The 19,100-nt window shown below is 46.5% G+C and carries 16 protein-coding genes; 1 reads left to right on the top strand and 15 read right to left on the bottom strand.

Annotated elements, in window-relative coordinates:
• Positions 1 to 7: 7 nt before the first annotated feature.
• The 11 genes from BFP72_RS05880 to BFP72_RS05830 all read right to left on the bottom strand — a co-directional run bounded on the left by BFP72_RS05880 (position 8) and on the right by BFP72_RS05830 (position 9,670).
• The gene (locus BFP72_RS05880) at positions 8 to 1,069 is read right to left on the bottom strand and encodes a chemotaxis response regulator protein-glutamate methylesterase (RefSeq protein WP_099598251.1); all 1,062 of its coding nucleotides are present in this window, start codon (positions 1,067 to 1,069) and stop codon (positions 8 to 10) included.
• A complete protein-coding gene (locus tag BFP72_RS05875; protein ID WP_221406484.1) occupies positions 1,062 to 1,544 on the bottom strand; it encodes a chemotaxis protein CheD in 483 nt (160 codons plus the stop codon). Before BFP72_RS05875 ends, BFP72_RS05880 begins: the two co-directional genes overlap by 8 nt.
• Entirely contained in the window at positions 1,541 to 2,434 is an 894-nt protein-coding gene (locus BFP72_RS05870; RefSeq protein ID WP_099598250.1) for a sensor histidine kinase KdpD, read from the bottom strand. The genes BFP72_RS05875 and BFP72_RS05870 overlap by 4 nt, the downstream gene beginning before the upstream one ends.
• Positions 2,431 to 3,306, bottom strand: a complete 876-nt coding sequence (locus BFP72_RS05865; RefSeq protein ID WP_158233299.1) for a protein-glutamate O-methyltransferase CheR — start codon at positions 3,304 to 3,306, stop codon at positions 2,431 to 2,433. Before BFP72_RS05865 ends, BFP72_RS05870 begins: the two co-directional genes overlap by 4 nt.
• A 1-nt stretch (position 3,307) precedes the next feature.
• Complete coding sequence (locus tag BFP72_RS05860) at positions 3,308 to 5,302, bottom strand: methyl-accepting chemotaxis protein (RefSeq protein ID WP_099598248.1); 1,995 nt, start codon at positions 5,300 to 5,302, stop codon at positions 3,308 to 3,310.
• Positions 5,299 to 5,889: a chemotaxis protein CheW gene (locus BFP72_RS05855; RefSeq protein ID WP_099598247.1), complete on the bottom strand. Its 591-nt coding sequence runs from the start codon at positions 5,887 to 5,889 to the stop codon at positions 5,299 to 5,301. Before BFP72_RS05855 ends, BFP72_RS05860 begins: the two co-directional genes overlap by 4 nt.
• 2 nt (positions 5,890 to 5,891) lie before the next feature.
• Positions 5,892 to 6,407: a chemotaxis protein CheW gene (locus BFP72_RS05850; RefSeq protein ID WP_099598246.1), complete on the bottom strand. Its 516-nt coding sequence runs from the start codon at positions 6,405 to 6,407 to the stop codon at positions 5,892 to 5,894.
• Positions 6,404 to 8,455 carry a chemotaxis protein CheA gene (locus tag BFP72_RS05845; protein WP_099598245.1) on the bottom strand — a complete coding sequence of 684 codons (2,052 nt, stop codon included), beginning with the start codon at positions 8,453 to 8,455 and terminating at the stop codon, positions 6,404 to 6,406. The genes BFP72_RS05850 and BFP72_RS05845 overlap by 4 nt, the downstream gene beginning before the upstream one ends.
• A complete protein-coding gene (locus tag BFP72_RS05840; protein WP_099598244.1) occupies positions 8,452 to 8,826 on the bottom strand; it encodes a response regulator in 375 nt (124 codons plus the stop codon). The genes BFP72_RS05845 and BFP72_RS05840 overlap by 4 nt, the downstream gene beginning before the upstream one ends.
• A gap of 1 nt (position 8,827) precedes the next feature.
• Positions 8,828 to 9,196: a lipid asymmetry maintenance protein MlaB gene (locus BFP72_RS05835; RefSeq protein WP_099598243.1), complete on the bottom strand. Its 369-nt coding sequence runs from the start codon at positions 9,194 to 9,196 to the stop codon at positions 8,828 to 8,830.
• 96 nt (positions 9,197 to 9,292) lie between these two features.
• Positions 9,293 to 9,670: a response regulator gene (locus tag BFP72_RS05830; protein WP_099598242.1), complete on the bottom strand. Its 378-nt coding sequence runs from the start codon at positions 9,668 to 9,670 to the stop codon at positions 9,293 to 9,295.
• A gap of 193 nt (positions 9,671 to 9,863) precedes the next feature.
• Here BFP72_RS05830 and BFP72_RS05825 point away from each other — a divergent pair, with 193 nt between their 5' ends.
• Entirely contained in the window at positions 9,864 to 10,499 is a 636-nt protein-coding gene (locus tag BFP72_RS05825; RefSeq protein ID WP_099598241.1) for a response regulator transcription factor, read from the top strand.
• Positions 10,500 to 10,508: 9 nt separating this feature from the next.
• Here BFP72_RS05825 and BFP72_RS05820 read toward each other — a convergent pair whose 3' ends face one another.
• The 4 genes from BFP72_RS05820 to BFP72_RS05805 form a co-directional block, all read right to left on the bottom strand.
• A complete protein-coding gene (locus tag BFP72_RS05820; protein WP_099598240.1) occupies positions 10,509 to 11,138 on the bottom strand; it encodes a PAS domain-containing protein in 630 nt (209 codons plus the stop codon).
• A gap of 178 nt (positions 11,139 to 11,316) precedes the next feature.
• Complete coding sequence (locus BFP72_RS05815; RefSeq protein ID WP_099598239.1) at positions 11,317 to 15,585, bottom strand: PAS domain-containing protein; 4,269 nt, start codon at positions 15,583 to 15,585, stop codon at positions 11,317 to 11,319.
• Positions 15,586 to 15,986: 401 nt separating this feature from the next.
• Entirely contained in the window at positions 15,987 to 18,485 is a 2,499-nt protein-coding gene (locus BFP72_RS05810) for a heavy metal translocating P-type ATPase (protein WP_099598238.1), read from the bottom strand.
• 69 nt (positions 18,486 to 18,554) lie between these two features.
• On the bottom strand, positions 18,555 to 19,094 hold the full coding sequence (locus BFP72_RS05805) for an AraC family transcriptional regulator (RefSeq protein WP_255397163.1): 540 nt from the start codon (positions 19,092 to 19,094) through the stop codon (positions 18,555 to 18,557).
• Positions 19,095 to 19,100: the final 6 nt, after the last annotated feature.

Here is a 19,100-nt window from a genome sequence, read left to right as displayed (position 1 = left end):
AATTTACCTATCCTTTCTTTTTTATCACCCATTGGTTCAATACACTTGGAATCTGATCGAGGGCACACACTTGATCTACGGCATTGAGTTTGATCGCCTCTTTGGGCATACCAAAGACGACGCAACTCTGCTCATCTTGCGCTATCGTCATGCCATTGGCTTCTTTCAATGCCAGTAATCCACTCGCTCCATCTCGTCCCATGCCTGTCAAAATCACCCCGATCCCCTTTGCTCCAACTTGCTCTGCCATCGAACGAAACAATACGTCCACCGAGGGTTTATGTCCTGACACTGCTTCACCACTTTTGAGACGCACACGATACGCCCCCTGATGCTCGTGCACGGTCAGGTGTCGATCTCCAGGAGCGACATACACTGTCCCCGGCAACAACCTTTCTCCTCCCTGCGCTTCATAGACATTGACTGCACACACCTCATTCAAATAACTGGCAAAAGGCCCTGTAAACTCCACCGGCATATGCTGTACCACTACGACTGGCGGGAAGTTGGTAGGCAACTGCATCAGTAGATGTTTGATCGCCTGGGTCCCTCCGGCCGAAGCACCAATCGCTACCACCCGATCTACCGTAGTCTCTACCTCCATAGGTAGAGGCGTCACCCTCCCTCCATGTCTATCAAATAGAATCTGATGACCTGGTCCACGAGTCTGGCCTATCGCCCGCACCAATCCCACCAGTTTTTCGTCCTCAACAGAAGCCGAAAGATTGGCAAAATCAATCACTGGTTTGTCCACCACCTCTACGGCTCCATACTCTAAAGCACGCATTCCTATTTTTGGATTTTGTGTAATGAGTGACGAAAACACAATCACTGGTATAGGGTGTTGGTCCATCAATTTTTTCAAAAAAGTCAACCCGTCCATTTTGGGCATCTGCACATCCAAAATGATAACGTCTGGCTTGACCTTTCGCATGATATCCACCGCCTCATAGGCATCATAAGCCGCCCCTACAATCCGTAAAGATGCACTCCGAGAGAAGATATAATACAACATCTTCTGTACTGATCTCGAATCGTCAATGATCAGGATTTTGATAGGATCACTCATGATTGGCCTCCTTTTTCTTTCCCACGAATTTCATCCGGACCTCACCCGTATACGTATCAAATATCAATTTACGACCGACTTGTCCTCCTGTGTTTTGTGCGGCAATCCGTATCCCGTGCTCCTTGAGTAGTTCTTTGGCAATCTCTGTATTTCGATCCCCTATCCGTGCCGTGAAGTCCACCTGATTGGCTCCTCCAAATACTTTGGCTATCAGATCCTCTTTCTTGCAGTTGCGGCGGAGCATGTCTTTGATTAATTTTTCAATGGCAATGTTGCCAAATTTGGCAGAAGCCAACCCCTGCCCGTTCCAAAACGGAAGCATATAATGGTTGATCCCTCCTATTTTTTTGACTTTGTCATACAGACACACGGACACACAAGAGCCCAACACCGTCACTACCTCTGTGGCACTAGCACCTACAAACAACGTCGAGGGGTACAAAAAATGAGACGCTATCTTGACGATTGAACTCAAAAAACTTGATCGCTTTGGTCCCCATCTACAAACAACTCAAACACATCGTCTGCAAACAAAACCTGGTTTTCTACATCCAATTCCAATGGCAAACTGACCTCTACTGTGGTCCCTACCCCCACTGTGGATTGAATCTCCATGCTGCCTTTGAGCAAATCGACCAACGAATGAACAATGGACAATCCTAAACCATGACCACCATAGCTCTTGGTCGTGCCTACTTCCAGCTGATTGAAGCGGTCATAGATCTGAGCTTTATTTTCACGAGAGATGCCCACTCCAGTATCTCTAATCGAAAACAACAACTGATCATCCAGATGTGAAAGCTCAATCTCTACACTCGCCTCAGCATCCCTATTGAACTTGAAGGCATTGGAAATGATGTTGGACAGGATGATCAACAACTTGTGTCTATCAGACAACATTTTCTCCTCGGCATCCACACTCACCACGCAGGCAACGCGATTCGCTTGGTCTTGACTCTGTACCAAATTGACAGCCTCACCGATCAGTTCTGCACAAGAAAACTGGCTCAATTCAAGTTGTGCCTCACCCGCCTCTAGTTCGGCTGCCATAAACAAGTTTTGCAGTTGAAAATTGAGGGCGGAAGCCTCCTTGTAGATATACTGAATGTTTCTCATCCGATCTTCGACAGTTGTTGCCGTAGACATATTGATTTTGAGCAAGCCCATGATGGAAGTCATAGGGTTGTTGATTTCGTTTTTGATATTGGACAGAAACTGAGTCTTCATCATTTCAGATTGCAGCAATTTCTTGTTGACGGTTTTGAGGTCGGTCGTGAATTGCTTCTGCTCTGCTAGCAAGCGATTCTTCTCGACAAATCGCTGCTGCAACTCTTCTAGTAGCTGTGTGTCAGATAGATTACTCATAGTGCTTTTTGGTATATTGTCGGTTTAATCAATTTGATATTGGCCCCTCTATCGAATAAGGACTCCGAGTGGCCTACAAAGAGGTAGCCTCCTGGTTTGAGTTTGCGAATCAATCGTGCAATGACCTTCTCCTGATTGGGTCTATCGAAATATATCAGTACATTTCTACAAAATATGATGTCATAACTGTCAGGCAGATCATACTCTTCATCCATGAGATTGAGGCGGCCAAAGGCAGTTTTGGCTCTGAGTTCTGGCTTGATCCGTGCCAAAGGCTTGAGCGGATCCTTGCTCTTGAGGAAGTATCGCTGTTTCATCACATGCGAGATATTGACCAGGCGATTGGTATGGTAGACGGCATTGACGGCATGATGCAAGGCCTCCACCGATATATCGGTACCCATGACGGAGTAGTCCGCCGACACAGACTTGTTGCGCATGTACTCCTCCACGACCATCGCGATGGTATAAATTTCTTCGCCCGTCGAGGCGGCCGAGCTCCATATTTTCAATTCATTTCTTCCACTCGACTGGATCAATTTGGGCAGCACGACTTGATTCATAAAATCAAAATGTGCTGGTTCTCTAAAGAAGTCCGTCTTGTTGGTCGATACGGCATTGATCATTTCAATCACTTCACTCGTCTCCTCCTCTCCGAGTACCAGATCGATGTATGCCGCAAAACTCTCGAGATTCAGTTCTTTGAGTCGCTTCTGCAAACGGCCCTCAACCATGACCTTCTTATGTTCAGGCAACCGAATACCATAGTTTGCCGTGATGAACTCACTCAATTGCTGGTACTCATGGGCATTCAATGTCTTGCGTGCCGATTGTACTGGCAGTATAGTTTGGGTAGTTGGAGTTCTGCTCATATCAATAGCTTTCAAAATCTGAGTCGGATGCATCCATCGGTCGACCTAGGTCCAAGTCTATCCCAGAGATTATCTTCTTTTTGGGTGGTGACGCGGGCTTGTCCTTGGCTATGGTTTTGACCTCCTTCATGACAGAGACGGGAGCGAGTTTCTTCTCCACCTTAGTCTTTTGTACGTCAGCTACTTTGGTTTCCTTTTGAGAAGTAGCTAGAGTGATCTTGCTGGCCTTCTTTCCTCCCTCTCTTTGGGTCACAGACTTCAGTTCCATAGTCCCTTCTATGTCCTTTTCACTAACATTGAAGTAGGACAAGACTTCAGTGATCTTGTCAGACAACTGGATGAGCTCAGAGGCATTGCTTGCCAACTCACTCAACCCTGATGCGTTTTGCTGTGCTACTTGGTTGAGATTGTGTACGGCATGGTTGATCTGCTCAGCCCCGTTGTTTTGTTCTTGGGTACTGTTGGCTATCTCCCTTACCAAACGTGCAGTATTCTCTATCTGTGGCACTACTTGCTCGAGCATTTGGCCAGATTCGGTCGCCGTATGTACACTCGACGATGACACATGATCGATCTCATTGGCAGCAATCTGACTTCTCTCTGCCAAGCGTCTAATCTCAGCGGCTACCACTGCAAACCCCTTGCCGTGCTCTCCAGCTCTTGCTGCTTCTACTGCTGCATTGAGAGCCAGTAGATTGGTCTGACGTGAGATTTCGTCTATGATCGATATCTTATCCGCGATGATTTGCATCGATGCGACTGTTTTCTTTACTGACTCATTGCCCTCCTTGATTCGTTCTGCTCCTGCACTGGCTATTTTTTCGGTATCTATCGCGTTTTTACTACTTTGATCAAAATTGGCTACCATCTCTTCGATCGAGGCAGATATCTCTTCGGCAGACCCTGCCTGCTCATTTCCTCCTTCGGCCATTTGATGGGTGGTCTTATTCATCTCGACACACGCTTTGACCATAGCATTGCTGCTGGCTTTGAGCGACACGATGAGGTTCATGAAATTGGACGTCATGGCTTTGAAATGGTCAATCAAGTCCCCCATCTCATCGTTGCTAGTCTTGTGTACGCTGACTTTGAGATCTCCCTCCGCAAACTTTTTGACGGCCAAGTACGCTGCGTGGGTTGAACGAGAAATCGTAACAATCAACCAGCCAGAAGACAACAGAAACATCAAAATCACAGCCAACAGAACTCCCTGCATCATGGACACGGATTGACCGTTGCTGACGGCTATCAGCTCATCCAAGCCTACGATCGCTTGATCAATGCTACGCCCTAAGGTCAACATCTGCTCCGAGGCATCCTTTCTCAGTCCTAGCTCAGCTGTACGACCAATCTGTCCGTCCAAATCAATGACATCCAAAACCATGGATTGGTATACGACCAGCCCAGCCGCTACATCGTCTTTCATACCTGCACGTATGTCGTCGATGAGCGTTATGATACTGTCTTGGTATAGTGTGTTTCGGGTCAACAAATACTCTCTCACCATCAGTTGCATACGGAGAGATTCTTCCGCTGCTACCTCATCGGCCATTTCCTCCCATGCCGTAGACACTTGTCCTACCAGCCCTGTGCCCACTTGTCCTCGAACTTTGACCGCCTGAGTCAATGTTTTGAACTTGGCATCCGCCTGAATAACGAGTGATTGCAAAGCAATAAGATCTTCATTGAAATTGAGTCCCATGCTCGACCCGTCGATGCTCTCCAATAGATTCAGTAAAACATCCTTCTTCGACGAATACAAGTGCAAAGCTCTGCTCTGAGCTTCTTCACTGCCAAACAAGCTTTGATCTATAGCCAAATCCTGTGCACGGTGAAGTTCTCTCTGAGCTACCTGCACGGCAATCGCTCGGTTTTTCATCTCAGTGATGGCTGTATGCTTGGTTTTCAATGCAAAAAACAACCAAGCCACCACGCAGAGCACAGTAAAATTGAGCACTGCATAGCCGATCAATTTTGTTTTGATAGTCAACCTCATGATTTTTTCTGTTTTTCAGTTTGAGTCATTGGACTTGATTTTTGAAGAGGTGCACCCTCTTTGGTTTGCCCCTCTTTAGGCTCCATATTGGACAATTCATCTTGGGAGATGGTCTCCAATTGGATGATTTCGCTCAGCGAAAAAATCTGATCCAAATCCAATATCATGGCAAAGCGCTCTTCTACAGGAAACATCCCCGTGATGAATCGCTCGTACTCGTTGGTCTCAAATTTAGGTGCAGGACGCACCTCATCAGTATTGAGATCAAGCACCTCGAGCACTTCATCCACCAATATGCCTACAGCGAGCCGCTGGCCGTTGGCATGAATCTCTACCACGATCACGCAAGTATCGACAGTGAAGTTGGTATCCGCCATTCCTAGTTTGACACGTGTGTCTACGAGAGGCACCATATGATTGCGGACATTGATCACTCCCACCATATAACTCGGCGCTTTGGGTATTTTGGACACCTTGGGCACTTCGATGATTTCTATGACATTTTTGACATTGACTGCAAAAAATTCCTGATCCAAGCCAAAACTGAGTACGTGCTGCGGTATGATTTCGGTAGCTACTGTTTCCATGTCTATGAGCGTTTAGCTGTTTCGTTGATGACGTAGTTCGTCTGATCCTCTAGAGCGAAGACTTTTTCGAGATTAAGCAGTAGAATGAACTGATCTCTCTGCTTGAACATCCCCGTGATGTACTCCAAGTCAAACTTGGCATCTATACTGGGAGAAGACTGTATTTCTTCCTCAGCTACCATGAGTACCTCTTGTACCGAATCCACAAGCGTACCGACGAGCATGGACTCCCCCTCGAGCACCATCTCTATCACCACGATACAAGTATCTACTGTAGGTACGATCGGAGGTAGTCCAAATTTGACTTTGGTATCGATCAGAGGCAGGATTTTACCTCTTAGGTTGAGCAACCCCGCCATATGTGCTGGAGCATTGGGGATTGCCGTGATGTGGGTGAGTTCGTGTATTTCAACCACCTTCTGCACTTCCACACCGAATATTTCCCGATCCAGTTCAAAAGTCAAGTATGACTTTAGATGGATATCTTCCTTGATTTCATTGTCCAAAAGGCTACTCATGCGTTTGTTAGTTTCAGGTTAGTATTCTTCTTTGAGATGAGGTTGTGCGTATCTAACACCAAAGCGATCTTGCCATCTCCCAGGATGGTTGCTCCTGACACAAACTCTTGGTTGCGGTAGTATTTGCCCACTGGCTTGAGTACCGCTTGGTACTCGCCGACGATCTCGTCGACACAAAACCCGACATGTCTATCGTGATCTTGGACCAATATCACACTACTAAACTCTGGAGCCCCCTCCTCCGCTACCTTGAACTCTGACCGAAGGTCTATGTACGGGTATTGCGCTCCATCGAGAGACACCACATGATTGAAGTCGTTGACAAACTGCTTGCGTTTCATTTCGAAGCACTTTTCTACACTAGACAAAGGAATCACATAATCCGTGTCATGTACCCGCACTTGCAACCCATCAATCACAGACAGTGTCAGCGGCAATCCAATCGTGATAGTCGTCCCCTCACCTACTGTCGTATCTATGCTGATATCCCCTCTTAGATCTATGACGTTCTTTTTGACCACATCCATGCCCACTCCTCTACCAGACAGGTCGGTCACATCCTTGGCCATCGAAAAACCTGGCACAAAAATCAAATCCAAGATTTCCTTTTTGGACAATTGATCTTCCTTTTTGATCAAACCTTTCTTGATGGCCTTTTCTCGAATTTTCTCTTCATCTATGCCTTTGCCGTCGTCTTTGATCTGCACGTACACTTTTGCCCCCGAGTAGTAGGACCGAAGCAGTATGGTACCCTTCTCTGGCTTGCCCTTCTGCACACGCAGCTCCTTGGTCTCGATTCCATGATCGAGGCTGTTGCGAATCAAGTGCATGAGCGGGTCGGCCAAATTGTCGATGATGGTCTTGTCCAGTTCTGTGTCTCCTCCCTCCGTGACGAAGTTGACAGATTTGTCCAATTGGGCAGAAATGTCTCTCACCGAGCGATGAAAACGCGCAAAGAGATTCTCGATTTCGAGCAGTGTCATGTCAAACGCGATGTCTCTCAACTGACGAGCCAGTTTCTCCATATTGTCCGCTATGACATCCAGTGTTGGGTCAAAGTTGTTTTTGGCATATAGGGACAATCCGGCCTGTGTAGTGACCAATTCACTCACATGATTCATCAGTTCGTCCAGCTTGTTTGACGCGACTCTGATCGTTGATATATTTTCCAGCTTGTTAGGTTTACCCAATTGCTGCTCTTTGATTTCTTGATTGGTTTGTTCTCTTTTGACTTGAGTCAAAATTTCCTGCACTTTGGTCAGCGAGAGGTATTCGCCCTGATGTGTCTCTGGCAAGGCCGCTACAAATCCCTCGTCTTGCAACAAATTCCCCTCAGCCACAAGAGTGATTTCGATTGCTTCTGCATCTTGAGCAAAGATGAACACGTCCGAAATATTTGATTTGGGTTCGTTGGTCGCCAATATCACCTCCCACTGCGTGTAGCACTTGGTGGCTTCATAATTCGAGTTGTCTCCCAGTTCGATCTGCGCATATACCTGCGTATCCCCCATCTCAGTAAGCTCTTCGATGAGCAGTAGTGGGTTAGACCCGTCCTTGAAAAAGTCCAGGTTCGGCTTAAAGAACACGTGATAAGTATGAAACCCTTTCTCAATCTCTCCTCCACTCGTCCCCTCAGGCCGAGTCCACTCGGCAGATCCCGCCAATACGCCTTCAATTCGCTCCTTCAATTCAGCATCTCTCTTCAAATCTTCGGGACTCTCAAGATCGGGATTGAGTATCAATATTTTGACATGATCCATACACTGAAACGTACACTCTATGATCTCAGTCGTGAGTGGACTCATACCTGAGCGTACTTTGTCGTAGATCGTTTCAAGGTTGTGAATGAAGTCGGTCACTTTCTTGGAACCAATCATTCCACTACTCCCCTTGAGAGTATGTATCGATCGAAACAATGCAGCAATCAATGCCTCGTCTTGGGGCGCCTTTTCGGCAGCCAAAAGGTTCTTTTCTATTTTCTCAAAAAGATCACTGGCCTCTTCCATGAAGATCTTTCGAAGTTGGATCAAATCTTTCTTCTTTATCATTTCCCGATCACTTTATGTACTATTTTCATCAATCTGTCTTGGTCAAACGGTTTCTCTATCCAGCCTGTCACTCCCTCTTTCTTGGCTTCTAATTTTTTTTCGATCTGGGACTCCGTGGTGAGCATCAGTATAGGCACATATTTGTATTTTTCCTCTTGGCGTACAGCCTTGACGAGCCCGATTCCATCCATACGCGGCATGAAAAGGTCCGTGATGATAAGGGACACCTTTTCTTGAATCTGGTGGAGCTGTGCGAGACCATCTTGTCCATCCATGCCTCGGTACACTTGATAGCCCGCATCACGCAATGTCACTGCGACAAGTTCTCTGATGCTATCCGAATCATCTACTATGAGAATTGATTTTTTCATGTTATGCTAGGTTGGGGTAAATGGCTAATCCAGCATCTACTATGCGTGTAGTAGATGTTTCTGACAAGTCATGTTCGAAACTCAGGTCATTGTCATCCTCGATCGCCAGCCGTGTCAGGTAAAAAAACAACTGTACTACCGACAAATCAATCATCTCTACAGCTTGAAGTACGATGCGTACCGTACCAAACTGACTCATTGCCAACTCCACTTTGCGCTGGATCTCCTCGACATGATTGATAGTCAATTGCCCTTCGAGATAGATGGTGATCCCGTCATCGTTGTTTTTGATGGGTTCCAGTACAATCTTGATAGGGGATACTGCTTCGGGGACCTGTGGATTAGGTATTTCGCTTTCTGCTGTAGCCATGTTTTAGTAGGTATTGTTCTTGTTGGGATGGGGTCTACTCTCAGTTTGAGCGAAAATAAAACCCACTTGTTCTTCTAGGTGATTTCACTTAGACGCTCACGCACTGATGGCTTGCTGCGTACTTACTTCATTGACTACTTTGACAAGCAACTCTGGTTCAAAGGGCTTGACGATGTATCCATAGGCTCCCATTTTCTTCACTTTGTTGACAATCCTATCTTGCCCTACAGCACTGATCATGATGACCCTGATGTTGGTTTTTTCTCGAATGAGTTGTTGCAAAATTTCGATTCCAAACATATCGGGTAGGATGTTGTCGAGTGTCATCATGTCCGGATTGAGCGATCTAGCCAATGAGAGGGCCTTTTCGCCGTTTTCTGCTTCGCCGACGACTTCATATCCTGCCTCCGTCAAAGCAATTTTGATCAGGGCTCTCATGTATGCAGAATCATCGACAATTAGTACAGTTTTCATAGCGGTATTGGATAGTTTCAAACTTTTATTCAAAGGTATCTAGCCCCCGCTCCGAAGGCAATCCTCAGAATTTGTCATTTATTTCTAAGCAAAAAGACCTACATAATTAGGTAGTTTACACCTCCGCTTTATTTGTGGATTTGATATTGACCTCTTATATTTATCAATTATAGTATACAGATAGCAAAGGATTATGATAAGTGTAGTATTGGCGGATGATCATAGTGTAGTGAGGAAGGGAATCAAACTACTACTCGAAGAAAGTGGAACCATAGAAGTGGTCGGAGAGGCAGAATCAGGCGAGCAAGCTTTGGAACTGATCAAGGAACACCAGCCACAAGTGCTCGTCACAGACATCTCCATGCCTGGTATGTCAGGTTTAGATCTCATCACGCATACCAAAAAAAACCACCCCAACACTCACATCCTCGTCCTCTCTACTCACAATGATGAAGAGTACATCTTGGTCTCCTTCGAATCTGGAGCCTTGGGTTACTTGCCCAAAAACGCCAAAGCGGAACAGCTTGTAGCAGCTGTAGAAAAAATCTCTTTCGGAGAACTGTTTTATACCCCCACTGTAGTCGACATACTCGGGGCATCACTCATCAAACGAAGAAGTCCAGGCAAAAGCCTCAAATCTCTGCTCACCAAACGCGAGAAAGAAATCCTAAAAGAACTCGTAGAAGGCTCGACCAACAAGGAGATTGCCGAAAACCTATTTCTAAGTACGCGGACTGTAGACTCACACCGCCGCAACATCATGAAAAAACTCAATGTATCCAACAGTGCACAACTCGTCAAAATGACCCTAGAAAAGAACCTGATTTAGACACTCCCCTCAATGCCTTAATTCTGCAGCTTTGGTGACGATTTTGGCAATCACAGCATCTGCTTCTTTGACAGATATTTTAAGGATATCGATCAAAGCCAATACTTTTTCCAACGACTGCTCCTCTTGGCGCAACTGCAAATCGATCAAATCAAACACCCCCAGCATGTTAGCCACTGGTCTTCGAAACTCGTGCGCCTGCAAAAAAGCAATTTCCTCCAAATCCACCTGTTGCTGTTGTATCCTCTTTTCGCACTCCACCTTATCGGTGACATCATAGATCACCCCTCTCCACAGTGTCGTATCACCACTTCGCTCAGGTGAAGCCAGACCTTGCAGCCACTTGACTTTCCCCTTTCCACAAACGAAACGAAACGTATGCCCCCAAATAGACTGTGCCTCTTTGGACTCACGTATCGCGCCTTCCAAATCATGGCGATCATCATGATGCACCCGACCCAACACCTCTTCTACATGTACCTGCAAGTCCTTTTCAGTCCATCCAAATATCCGCATGATGCTCACTGAGAACATAGGAAAACGTCTATTGCCATGATCGTCTTCGGCAAACTGAAATACAAAGCCTGGAATGATGTCATTCTTCTTGATATCGGGACTGTGCTTTATTGGTTGATCCATAACTGTATGCTGAGCTAATGTGACCTGTTGGCCTTGGCTGCCTTCACTGAGTACGCACGCAAGCCACCGTTCACTATGCAAAGTAAGAAGTCCTACACGCCAAATTCAATAGGCTACTTTACCCATTTTCCTCTCATGAAATCGTCGTACTACCACACACTTGAGCACGAGATATACTTCAGCGGTTCATTTCAAGCTCGACACGAATCGTACACCCATTCGTACCTGACATGTAGAGCTCTCCCCCGATGATGATGGCACGTCGCTCTATGCTACCCAATCCAAGCCCGTCTTTGTTTTTGGCTTTGGACGTATCCATACCTACCCCATTGTCCTGTATAGTCAGAGTGAGAACATTGTCCGATCCATGCAATGCGATCTTCGCTTCGGTTGCCTGCGAATGTTTCAGGATGTTGGTGACAGCCTCCCGGCTAATGTTGTAGAGGTTGATCTCCACCTCTTGATCAAAGCGTCTGTCACACGCCTCGTCATATTCAAAATCAAAGAAAATCTTGTCTGATTTATTGAGCTTGCTCACGTCCGACCTGATGGACTTGACAAGTCCAAAATCCATGAGCAATGACGGCATCAAGTTGTGCGAAATCGTACGTGACTCTTCAATCGCATCATTGAGTAGATTGTAAGCATCATGGTACAGCTCCTGTCGATCCTCTTCCAGTTGCTCGATATCCTTGGATATGGCATCTAAACTCATGCACGCTATGGTCAAGGTCTGTCCCAGACTATCATGCAAGGCTCGAGCGATACGCATACGCTCATTGTCCCTGATTTTGATCTGTGCCTTGACCTGATCGATTTCATCTTGTTTGCGCTCATCCATGTTGATGAGGATCCCCACTACCCTCCTTATGACATGCCCCTGCCAGTAGACCTTACCTCTGGAGTTGACCCATACGGTGCGGTTGTCATGGCGCTTCACTCTAAAATCTACATCAAAATACCCTCCCGCACTTTGCGATTTTTGTAGTTCTGTATTGAGCATACTTAGGTCATTGGGATGAATGTACTTTTTCCCTTCTTTCACCATCTCCACAAAGGTTTCCTGCTCATAGCCCACCAGATTATTGGTGTTTCCAAATACAGCGATCTTGCCGGTATTGACATCATAACTGACCGAAACCACGTCTAGCGAATCAATCAGTACTTTGTTGTGTTCATTGAGTTCATCGCGATTGCGCTGGAGCTCGAGTGCATAGAGTCCATTGCCATAGTCATGGGCCAATTGGTAGAGGAACGTCTCAAACGATGCATCCAGCTTCACAGCCTCTTTGCTGTACAAATTGATCGTCCCCTTGACCTCATTGCCTTCCGAATACGGCAAGGAGATGTAACTCTGAAATCCGTGCTTCTGCATCGCCGTGACCCACGAATCTTCACCCGTATACATTTCAAGGTTCGTCACGACTTTCATTTCATTGTCCCTGTAGGCTTGCGCCAAAAGGCTTGTCTGATAAAACTGCGCTCCGTCCTTATTGAGCTCCCGCATGTTTACCTTATCACTTTTTTGGTACACGACAGGTTGAAAACCTACCTGATCTATATCTTTTTGCTCAGCGAGCCAAACCCAGTCAAACCCCAACTGCCCAATCAGTGAAAGGCAATACTCATTGGACAAATACCACGCATTGTTGGCTCTAGGTCCTACTGCATTGAGCTCAAGTATCACTTTGCTGTAGAGGTTTTGTCTGTTGCGGTCCAGCTCGACAATCTTCTGATCAGTGATATCCTGCACAGTTCCCAGCACCTTGATGATTCGACCATGCTCGTCACGCTCATTCACTGCTCGTATCGACATATAACGCCGTTCGTTGGCTTCCCCATGACTCAGCGTCAGTTCCGCTTTGACTGGGGGGTCATCACTTAGAGAGTTGTGTATCACATTGTAAAACTCCACCACCGACTCAGCATGCAATGCATCCTCCAGCAACTGCATCGAAGGCCGGAGGGATCGGTCTACCCCGAGGATTCGGTACATCTCCTCTGACCAATAGTAATCATCCGTAGCAATCCTCCACTCCCAATTGCCCAACTGTGCAAGTTGATTCGCATTTTTTAGCTTTTGTTCATTTTGGCGAATGCCTTCTATCTGATGAATGTGATGCGTCAAATCGCGCTGTGCACCGACGAGTTTGACTACTTCGTCTCCTTCGTATATTGGGATACCAGACAATTCTAGCCATTTCTGCCTGCCTTTGATGTTTTCGACCCGAATGGTCAGCTCGAAGGGCTCTCCCAAAAAACAAGCCTCTACCGCACTAGCAATCCTCCTATGATCCTCTTCGGAGTACAAGTCCAATGCCTGCTCATATGTAATCGGCAATCCTATATCCATGCCGTTGATGATATAGACTTGATCCGTCCAAGTCAATTGCCTATCTTGGGCGGTCAGTTGCCAACCTCCTACTTTGCCCACCATACCCGTCGTATTGAGCAACTGCTCACGCTCGATGATCTCTTGTTCCACACGCTTGCGTGCATCGATATCGATGAGTGTACCCACTCTACGTACCACTTCACCCTTTTCGTCTCGCTGCGTCTGTCCACTTCCATAAAACCACTTGTACTCTCCCGACTTTGTCAGGAGTCTATACTCTAGTTCATAGCGTCCTCCCGTCTTGTCGTTTGCTTCTAGTACACCTTTTAGACGCAGGCGATCTACAGGGTGAATCAGGGCAATGAAAGATTGTAAGGTAGAGTCTATCTCTTCCTGCTCATATCCAATCAACTCATAGACACGTGGGGACCACCACATCTGTCCAGTCTTGAGGTCATAGTGATCCCAGATCCCTGCAGCAGAACCTTGCACGGCCAGCTCAAACTGCGTCCGACTTTCTTTGAGTTTGATCTCAAATTGCTTTCGCTCAGAAATATCATAAAACACGAACTGGACAGCATCTTCACCTTGGTAAGAAACAATGGTCCCTTGCAGCATCAGTGTAAACTCCTCCCCATCGGCATACTTGAAGGTAATCTCGGTGATTGGCGAATGCCCCTGAGTCTGTATGACCAACACGATCTCTTCTGCCAGGACCTTGTCACCTTCTGTCACCAAGGCGGCCAGATCTTCTAATGTCACTTCGGCATCCGGTGAAAATCGAAGAACCTCATAGAACTGTGGATTACCAAATACTACCCGACCGTGCTGGTATATCCCTATGGCCATAGGTGAATGATCCACCAACTCCCGGTATCTATTTTCACTGACTTGTAGCTCCTGCTCCTGTTCGATTTTGTAGAGGGCATTGCCCAAAATATGGACCAACTGTCCCAAACTCTCCAGCTCCTCCTCGGGGGCCAGCCTTGACGATTCTCCAAATACTGCCAACGCTCCAACACACCCTTTGCCACTAAACACTGTGAACAAACTCCAGTGCTGGTACAATACGGGCACTCCCATGTACGCGACATCAAGAGCACTCCAAAAATCAGTCATCTCAACATTGAAATTTTGACGTTTGAGCAGATCCATCTCTCCTCCTACATACTGCTGAAGATACTCTTGAAACTCCTGCGGAAGACGAGAATCCTCGCCAAAAACCCATGGATACTCATCGTCTCCAAACGAAACATATGCAAAACCCGATCGCAAACATATCAGTTCCAAATCGCTGCAAATTTTGCTCAAGATATCGTCCACTCCACGCCCGACTTCTTTCATAGTCAAGATCCGCTCTTTGAGTTTTTCAATCTTGTAGAGTCGCTTTTTGAGTGTGATGTCACGGATATTGCACTGAAACAACTGACCATCTCCGACATGCATCATCCGAGCCGACACTTCCAAATCTATGAAGTCTCCCGACTTGTGCAGGACCTTTCGTTCGAACCTCACATCCCCCTGAGACTTGAGCAAAGTCAAGAAGTACTCGAACTCCTCTGGCTCTGTAAATGTCGCTCGATCCAAAGGAATATTTCCGACCTCTTCTAAGTCATACCCAATGATCGACAAAGCCATATCGTTGGCCTCTATGATTCGCTGAGTTCCCAAGTTGATGATCAACATCCCATCAAGACTGGAGTTGATTACATCGACAAAATTGAGAAAACTATCGCGCTCCGATCGGATAGAATCTATCTGATCTGTCAGGTTGCGGATGCTTACCAAAACCTCCTTATGCCCTGCACCATTTTGAATCCTCGAAGCACTCACCGAGACGGTAAAAACCTGTCCGTTACCGTTACGAATATCCAGCACCCGGACATGGACATTACCCAGCTTGAGCGTGTCGCGGTGGAGCACCGAAAACCCTTTGGTATTGCCCAAAATATCTCCCAATTTTCGAGCGTCAGACTCTCCCAAATCCACTCCATATTCGGTACTCAATCTGGGACTAGACTGGAGCACTTTACCTTGCTCATCTAGGCGACACCAAGCATCAGGAAAATGGTCTAAAATGTAGTCGGCATTGGCTATAGATTCGTCTTTCATTCAAGGAATATATGGTCACTTCACAAAATCAAAAAGCAAAGAAAATGAATTTGATTTCAAGTCAACACCCATCCGAAATTCTTTCGATGGGTTCGATCATCCGAGCATGGACCTTACAATCCGAAAGAAGCAATACGTATTTTCTCCGTTTTCCCTTCCAATGAATTCACCAATAACTCAATCAAAATCAACTGCTTTCTATGTCAAGATAAATGATAATCTTGAATAGATCATCCCTTATTTACCCTCTTCACACATCACACGGTCCTACTTACCTCTCAAAAGGAAAGTTTCAGAATAAGACATTTACACTCCCCTTCTTAAACACCTCACTAAAGTAGAGACTCATTAATAGTTGACTAACAGAGTGTTTAAAGCAACTTATTAAAACTTACACTTCACTACTTAATAGCCTTTCTACGTAGTCTCAAAGCATTTGAAATCACCGAAACTGAGCTAAAACTCATCGCAGCAGCAGCCAACATGGGAGACAGCAAGATTCCAAAAATGGGAAACAATACCCCCGCAGCAATCGGTACTCCAAGAATATTGTAGCCCAAAGCAAAAAAGAGGTTCTGCCGAATATTGGCCAACACATATTGACTCAATTGCTTGGCTCGGACGATCCCTTGCAAGTCCCCTTTGACCAAGGTAATCCCTGCACTTTGCATCGCTACATCGGTACCCGTCCCCATGGCAATCCCGACATCTGCACGAGCCAATGCCGGGGCATCATTGATACCGTCTCCAGCCATCGCTACAACCCTCCCCTGCCGCTGCAATTTTTGGACTTTATCGTGTTTATCTTGGGGCAAACAATCCGCGATAAAATCATCCAATTCAAGCTGCTTTGCAACAGCCTCAGCTGTATGAATATTGTCCCCGGTCATCATGATTACATTCATACTCAGCGCCTGCAAATCAGCAATGATTTGTCTACTGTTTTTCTTGATAGCATCGGTGATCACGACATAGCCTACGAGCAATCCATCCACTGCCACAAGAGGTACAGTCTTGCCCTTGCGCTGTTGTTTTTGAGCAGCCTCCATTAGTGCGTCCGGACAATCGACAGCTGCTGTACCCATCATTTTTTCATTCCCTATCAAGACCACTTTTCCCTCAAGGGTAGCCTTGACTCCCATCCCAGTAATCGACTCAAATCCATGAACATGCTGAGACGCAACTCCACGCTCCTTGGCATAGCCTAAGATCGCTTCGGCGAGTGGGTGCTCGCTGGATTGATTGACTGATGACAGGAAGGCGAGCACCTCTTGTTCCGAATATTTAGTTGACCCAACAACCTGCTCTACTGATGGTCTTCCTTCTGTCACGGTTCCGGTTTTGTCGATGATCAGTGTATCGACTTGATTCATTCGTTCCAGTGCTTCGGCATTTTTGATAAGCACACCAAGCTCGGCCCCCTTGCCTACTCCTACCATCACAGACATCGGAGTAGCCAAACCCAACGCACAGGGACATGCGATGATCAATACCGCTATGGCATTGACAAAAGCGTAGACCAAACGAGGTTCTGGTCCGATCAGTGCCCAAACCAAAAAAGTCAGTACCGATGCTCCGATCACAATAGGCACGAAGTACCCAGAAATGCGATCGGCCAGCCGCTGTATAGGAGCCTTGCTTCGGCTGGCACTGTTGACCATCGCTATGATCTGAGACAACAACGTATCGGCCCCTACCTTCTCTGCTTTCATCACGAAAGCTCCTTTGCCATTGATCGTACCCGAACTGACAAGATCGTCAACCACCTTGTCAACAGGGATTGGTTCACCCGTGATCATGGACTCGTCCAAGGTACTACTCCCCTCGATCAGGTAGCCATCCACAGGTACCTTATCTCCAGGCTTTACTCGAAGGTGGTCTCCTACTTTGATCGCATCGATGGAGATAATAGTCTCTTTTCCATTTTCTACCCGAATGGCCTGATGAGGAGCAAGGTTGAGCAGTTGCTTGACTGCTGCATTGGTCTTGCTGTGCGCTCGTGCCTCAAGAAGTTGTCCCAGCAGAACCAAGGTCAAAATGACCGTGGCTGCTTCAAAGTACAGGTGCACCACACCCTCGGCCGTTTTGAATTGCATAGGAAACACCTCCGGAAACAGAAGTCCTACCACACTAAACAACCAAGCCACTCCCGCTCCAACCCCTACCAAGGTGAACATATTGAGCCGCCAAGTGACCAACGAACGGTAGGCACGCACAAAAAACATCCATGTCGCATAAAACACTACAGGTAGAGAGAAAGCCAACTGCACCCATCCCCACATGCGCGCAGATATCACATCCAGCACAGGGTTGTCAGGGATCATGTCCGACATGGCTATCAAAAAGATCGGAATCGTAAACGCGCAAGAAATCCTAAATTTTTTCTTCAGCTTTTGGTAAGCTCGATCCTCCTCAGATACATCTGCCTCTTTGGGGACGAGATCCATGCCACAGGTTGGACAGGCTCCTGGTTCTCCCTTCACTACCTCTGGATGCATCGGACAAGTATACGCTGTAGCTTGAGACAACTGTGGCTTTGCTTCCTCGATCAAGTCCATCCCACAGACAGGGCAGTCCCCCTCCCGATCATAAGTTTTCTCTCCTTCGCAATGCATGGGACAATAGTATATGCCCGTACTGAATTTTGCTGGTTGCTTCTTGATCACAGGCAAAGGCGCCAATTCCTCTGGCACTGCCTCGTGCTGTATACCATATATTGAGCCCTCCAGTGCAGCCTGTAGGCTCTCTAGAGCGATCTCCTGATCTGAAGCAACCGAAGCAGTTTTACGAATCAAATCGACACTGACATCTGTCACGTCTTGCACCTGAGACAGTGCAGCTTGCACATGGGACTGGCATCCTCCACATGTCATTCCGGATATGTGATATTCTCTAATCATGAAGTAAAGGTCTCCAATTACTCATGATTCCATTTATAGGATTATGCGTATTCCTTACAGATTTTGGGATTAAATCTGGTCCCGTGAGACATGACCAGGCTGCTTGTTTTTCTTAAACTGACTTGGCGTCATCCCTGTTTCCTTTTTGAATTGCGCAGAGAGATGAGCTACACTACTGTAATGCATGGTGATAGCAATTTGTGACAAGGTCATTTCATCATAAAACAACAGCTCCTTTACTCGTTCGATTTTCTGACTGAGGATGAATTTTTCGATGGTCACCCCTTCGTGTGTCGAAAACAAACGACTCAGCGTAGCATAGTCCTGATGCAATGCTTCTGCAAGCAAGGTCGAGTAATTCACTTTGGGGTAGTCTTGAGACAGATGAATGCTCTCGATCAAGATGGACTTGATCTTTGCAATAATTTTGGTCTTATGGTCTAACAACAGTTCAAAACCGAGTTCATTCAGTCGCTGAGCCAAGAGCTGACTCTTTTCTTTCGTAAGCTGTGCTGACAACAGAACTTCTCCTAGGCGCACCTCATCCGTATCTATCTCCAAATCAGCGAGTACTTCTGCGACCGAAGCAATGCATCTTGGACATACCATATTTTT

Source organism: Reichenbachiella sp. 5M10 (assembly GCF_002742335.1).
Taxonomy (GTDB): Bacteria; Bacteroidota; Bacteroidia; order Cytophagales; family Cyclobacteriaceae; genus Reichenbachiella.
The sequence above is the reverse complement of the archived record's forward strand: the minus strand, read 5'-3'. Positions and strand labels throughout refer to the sequence as shown.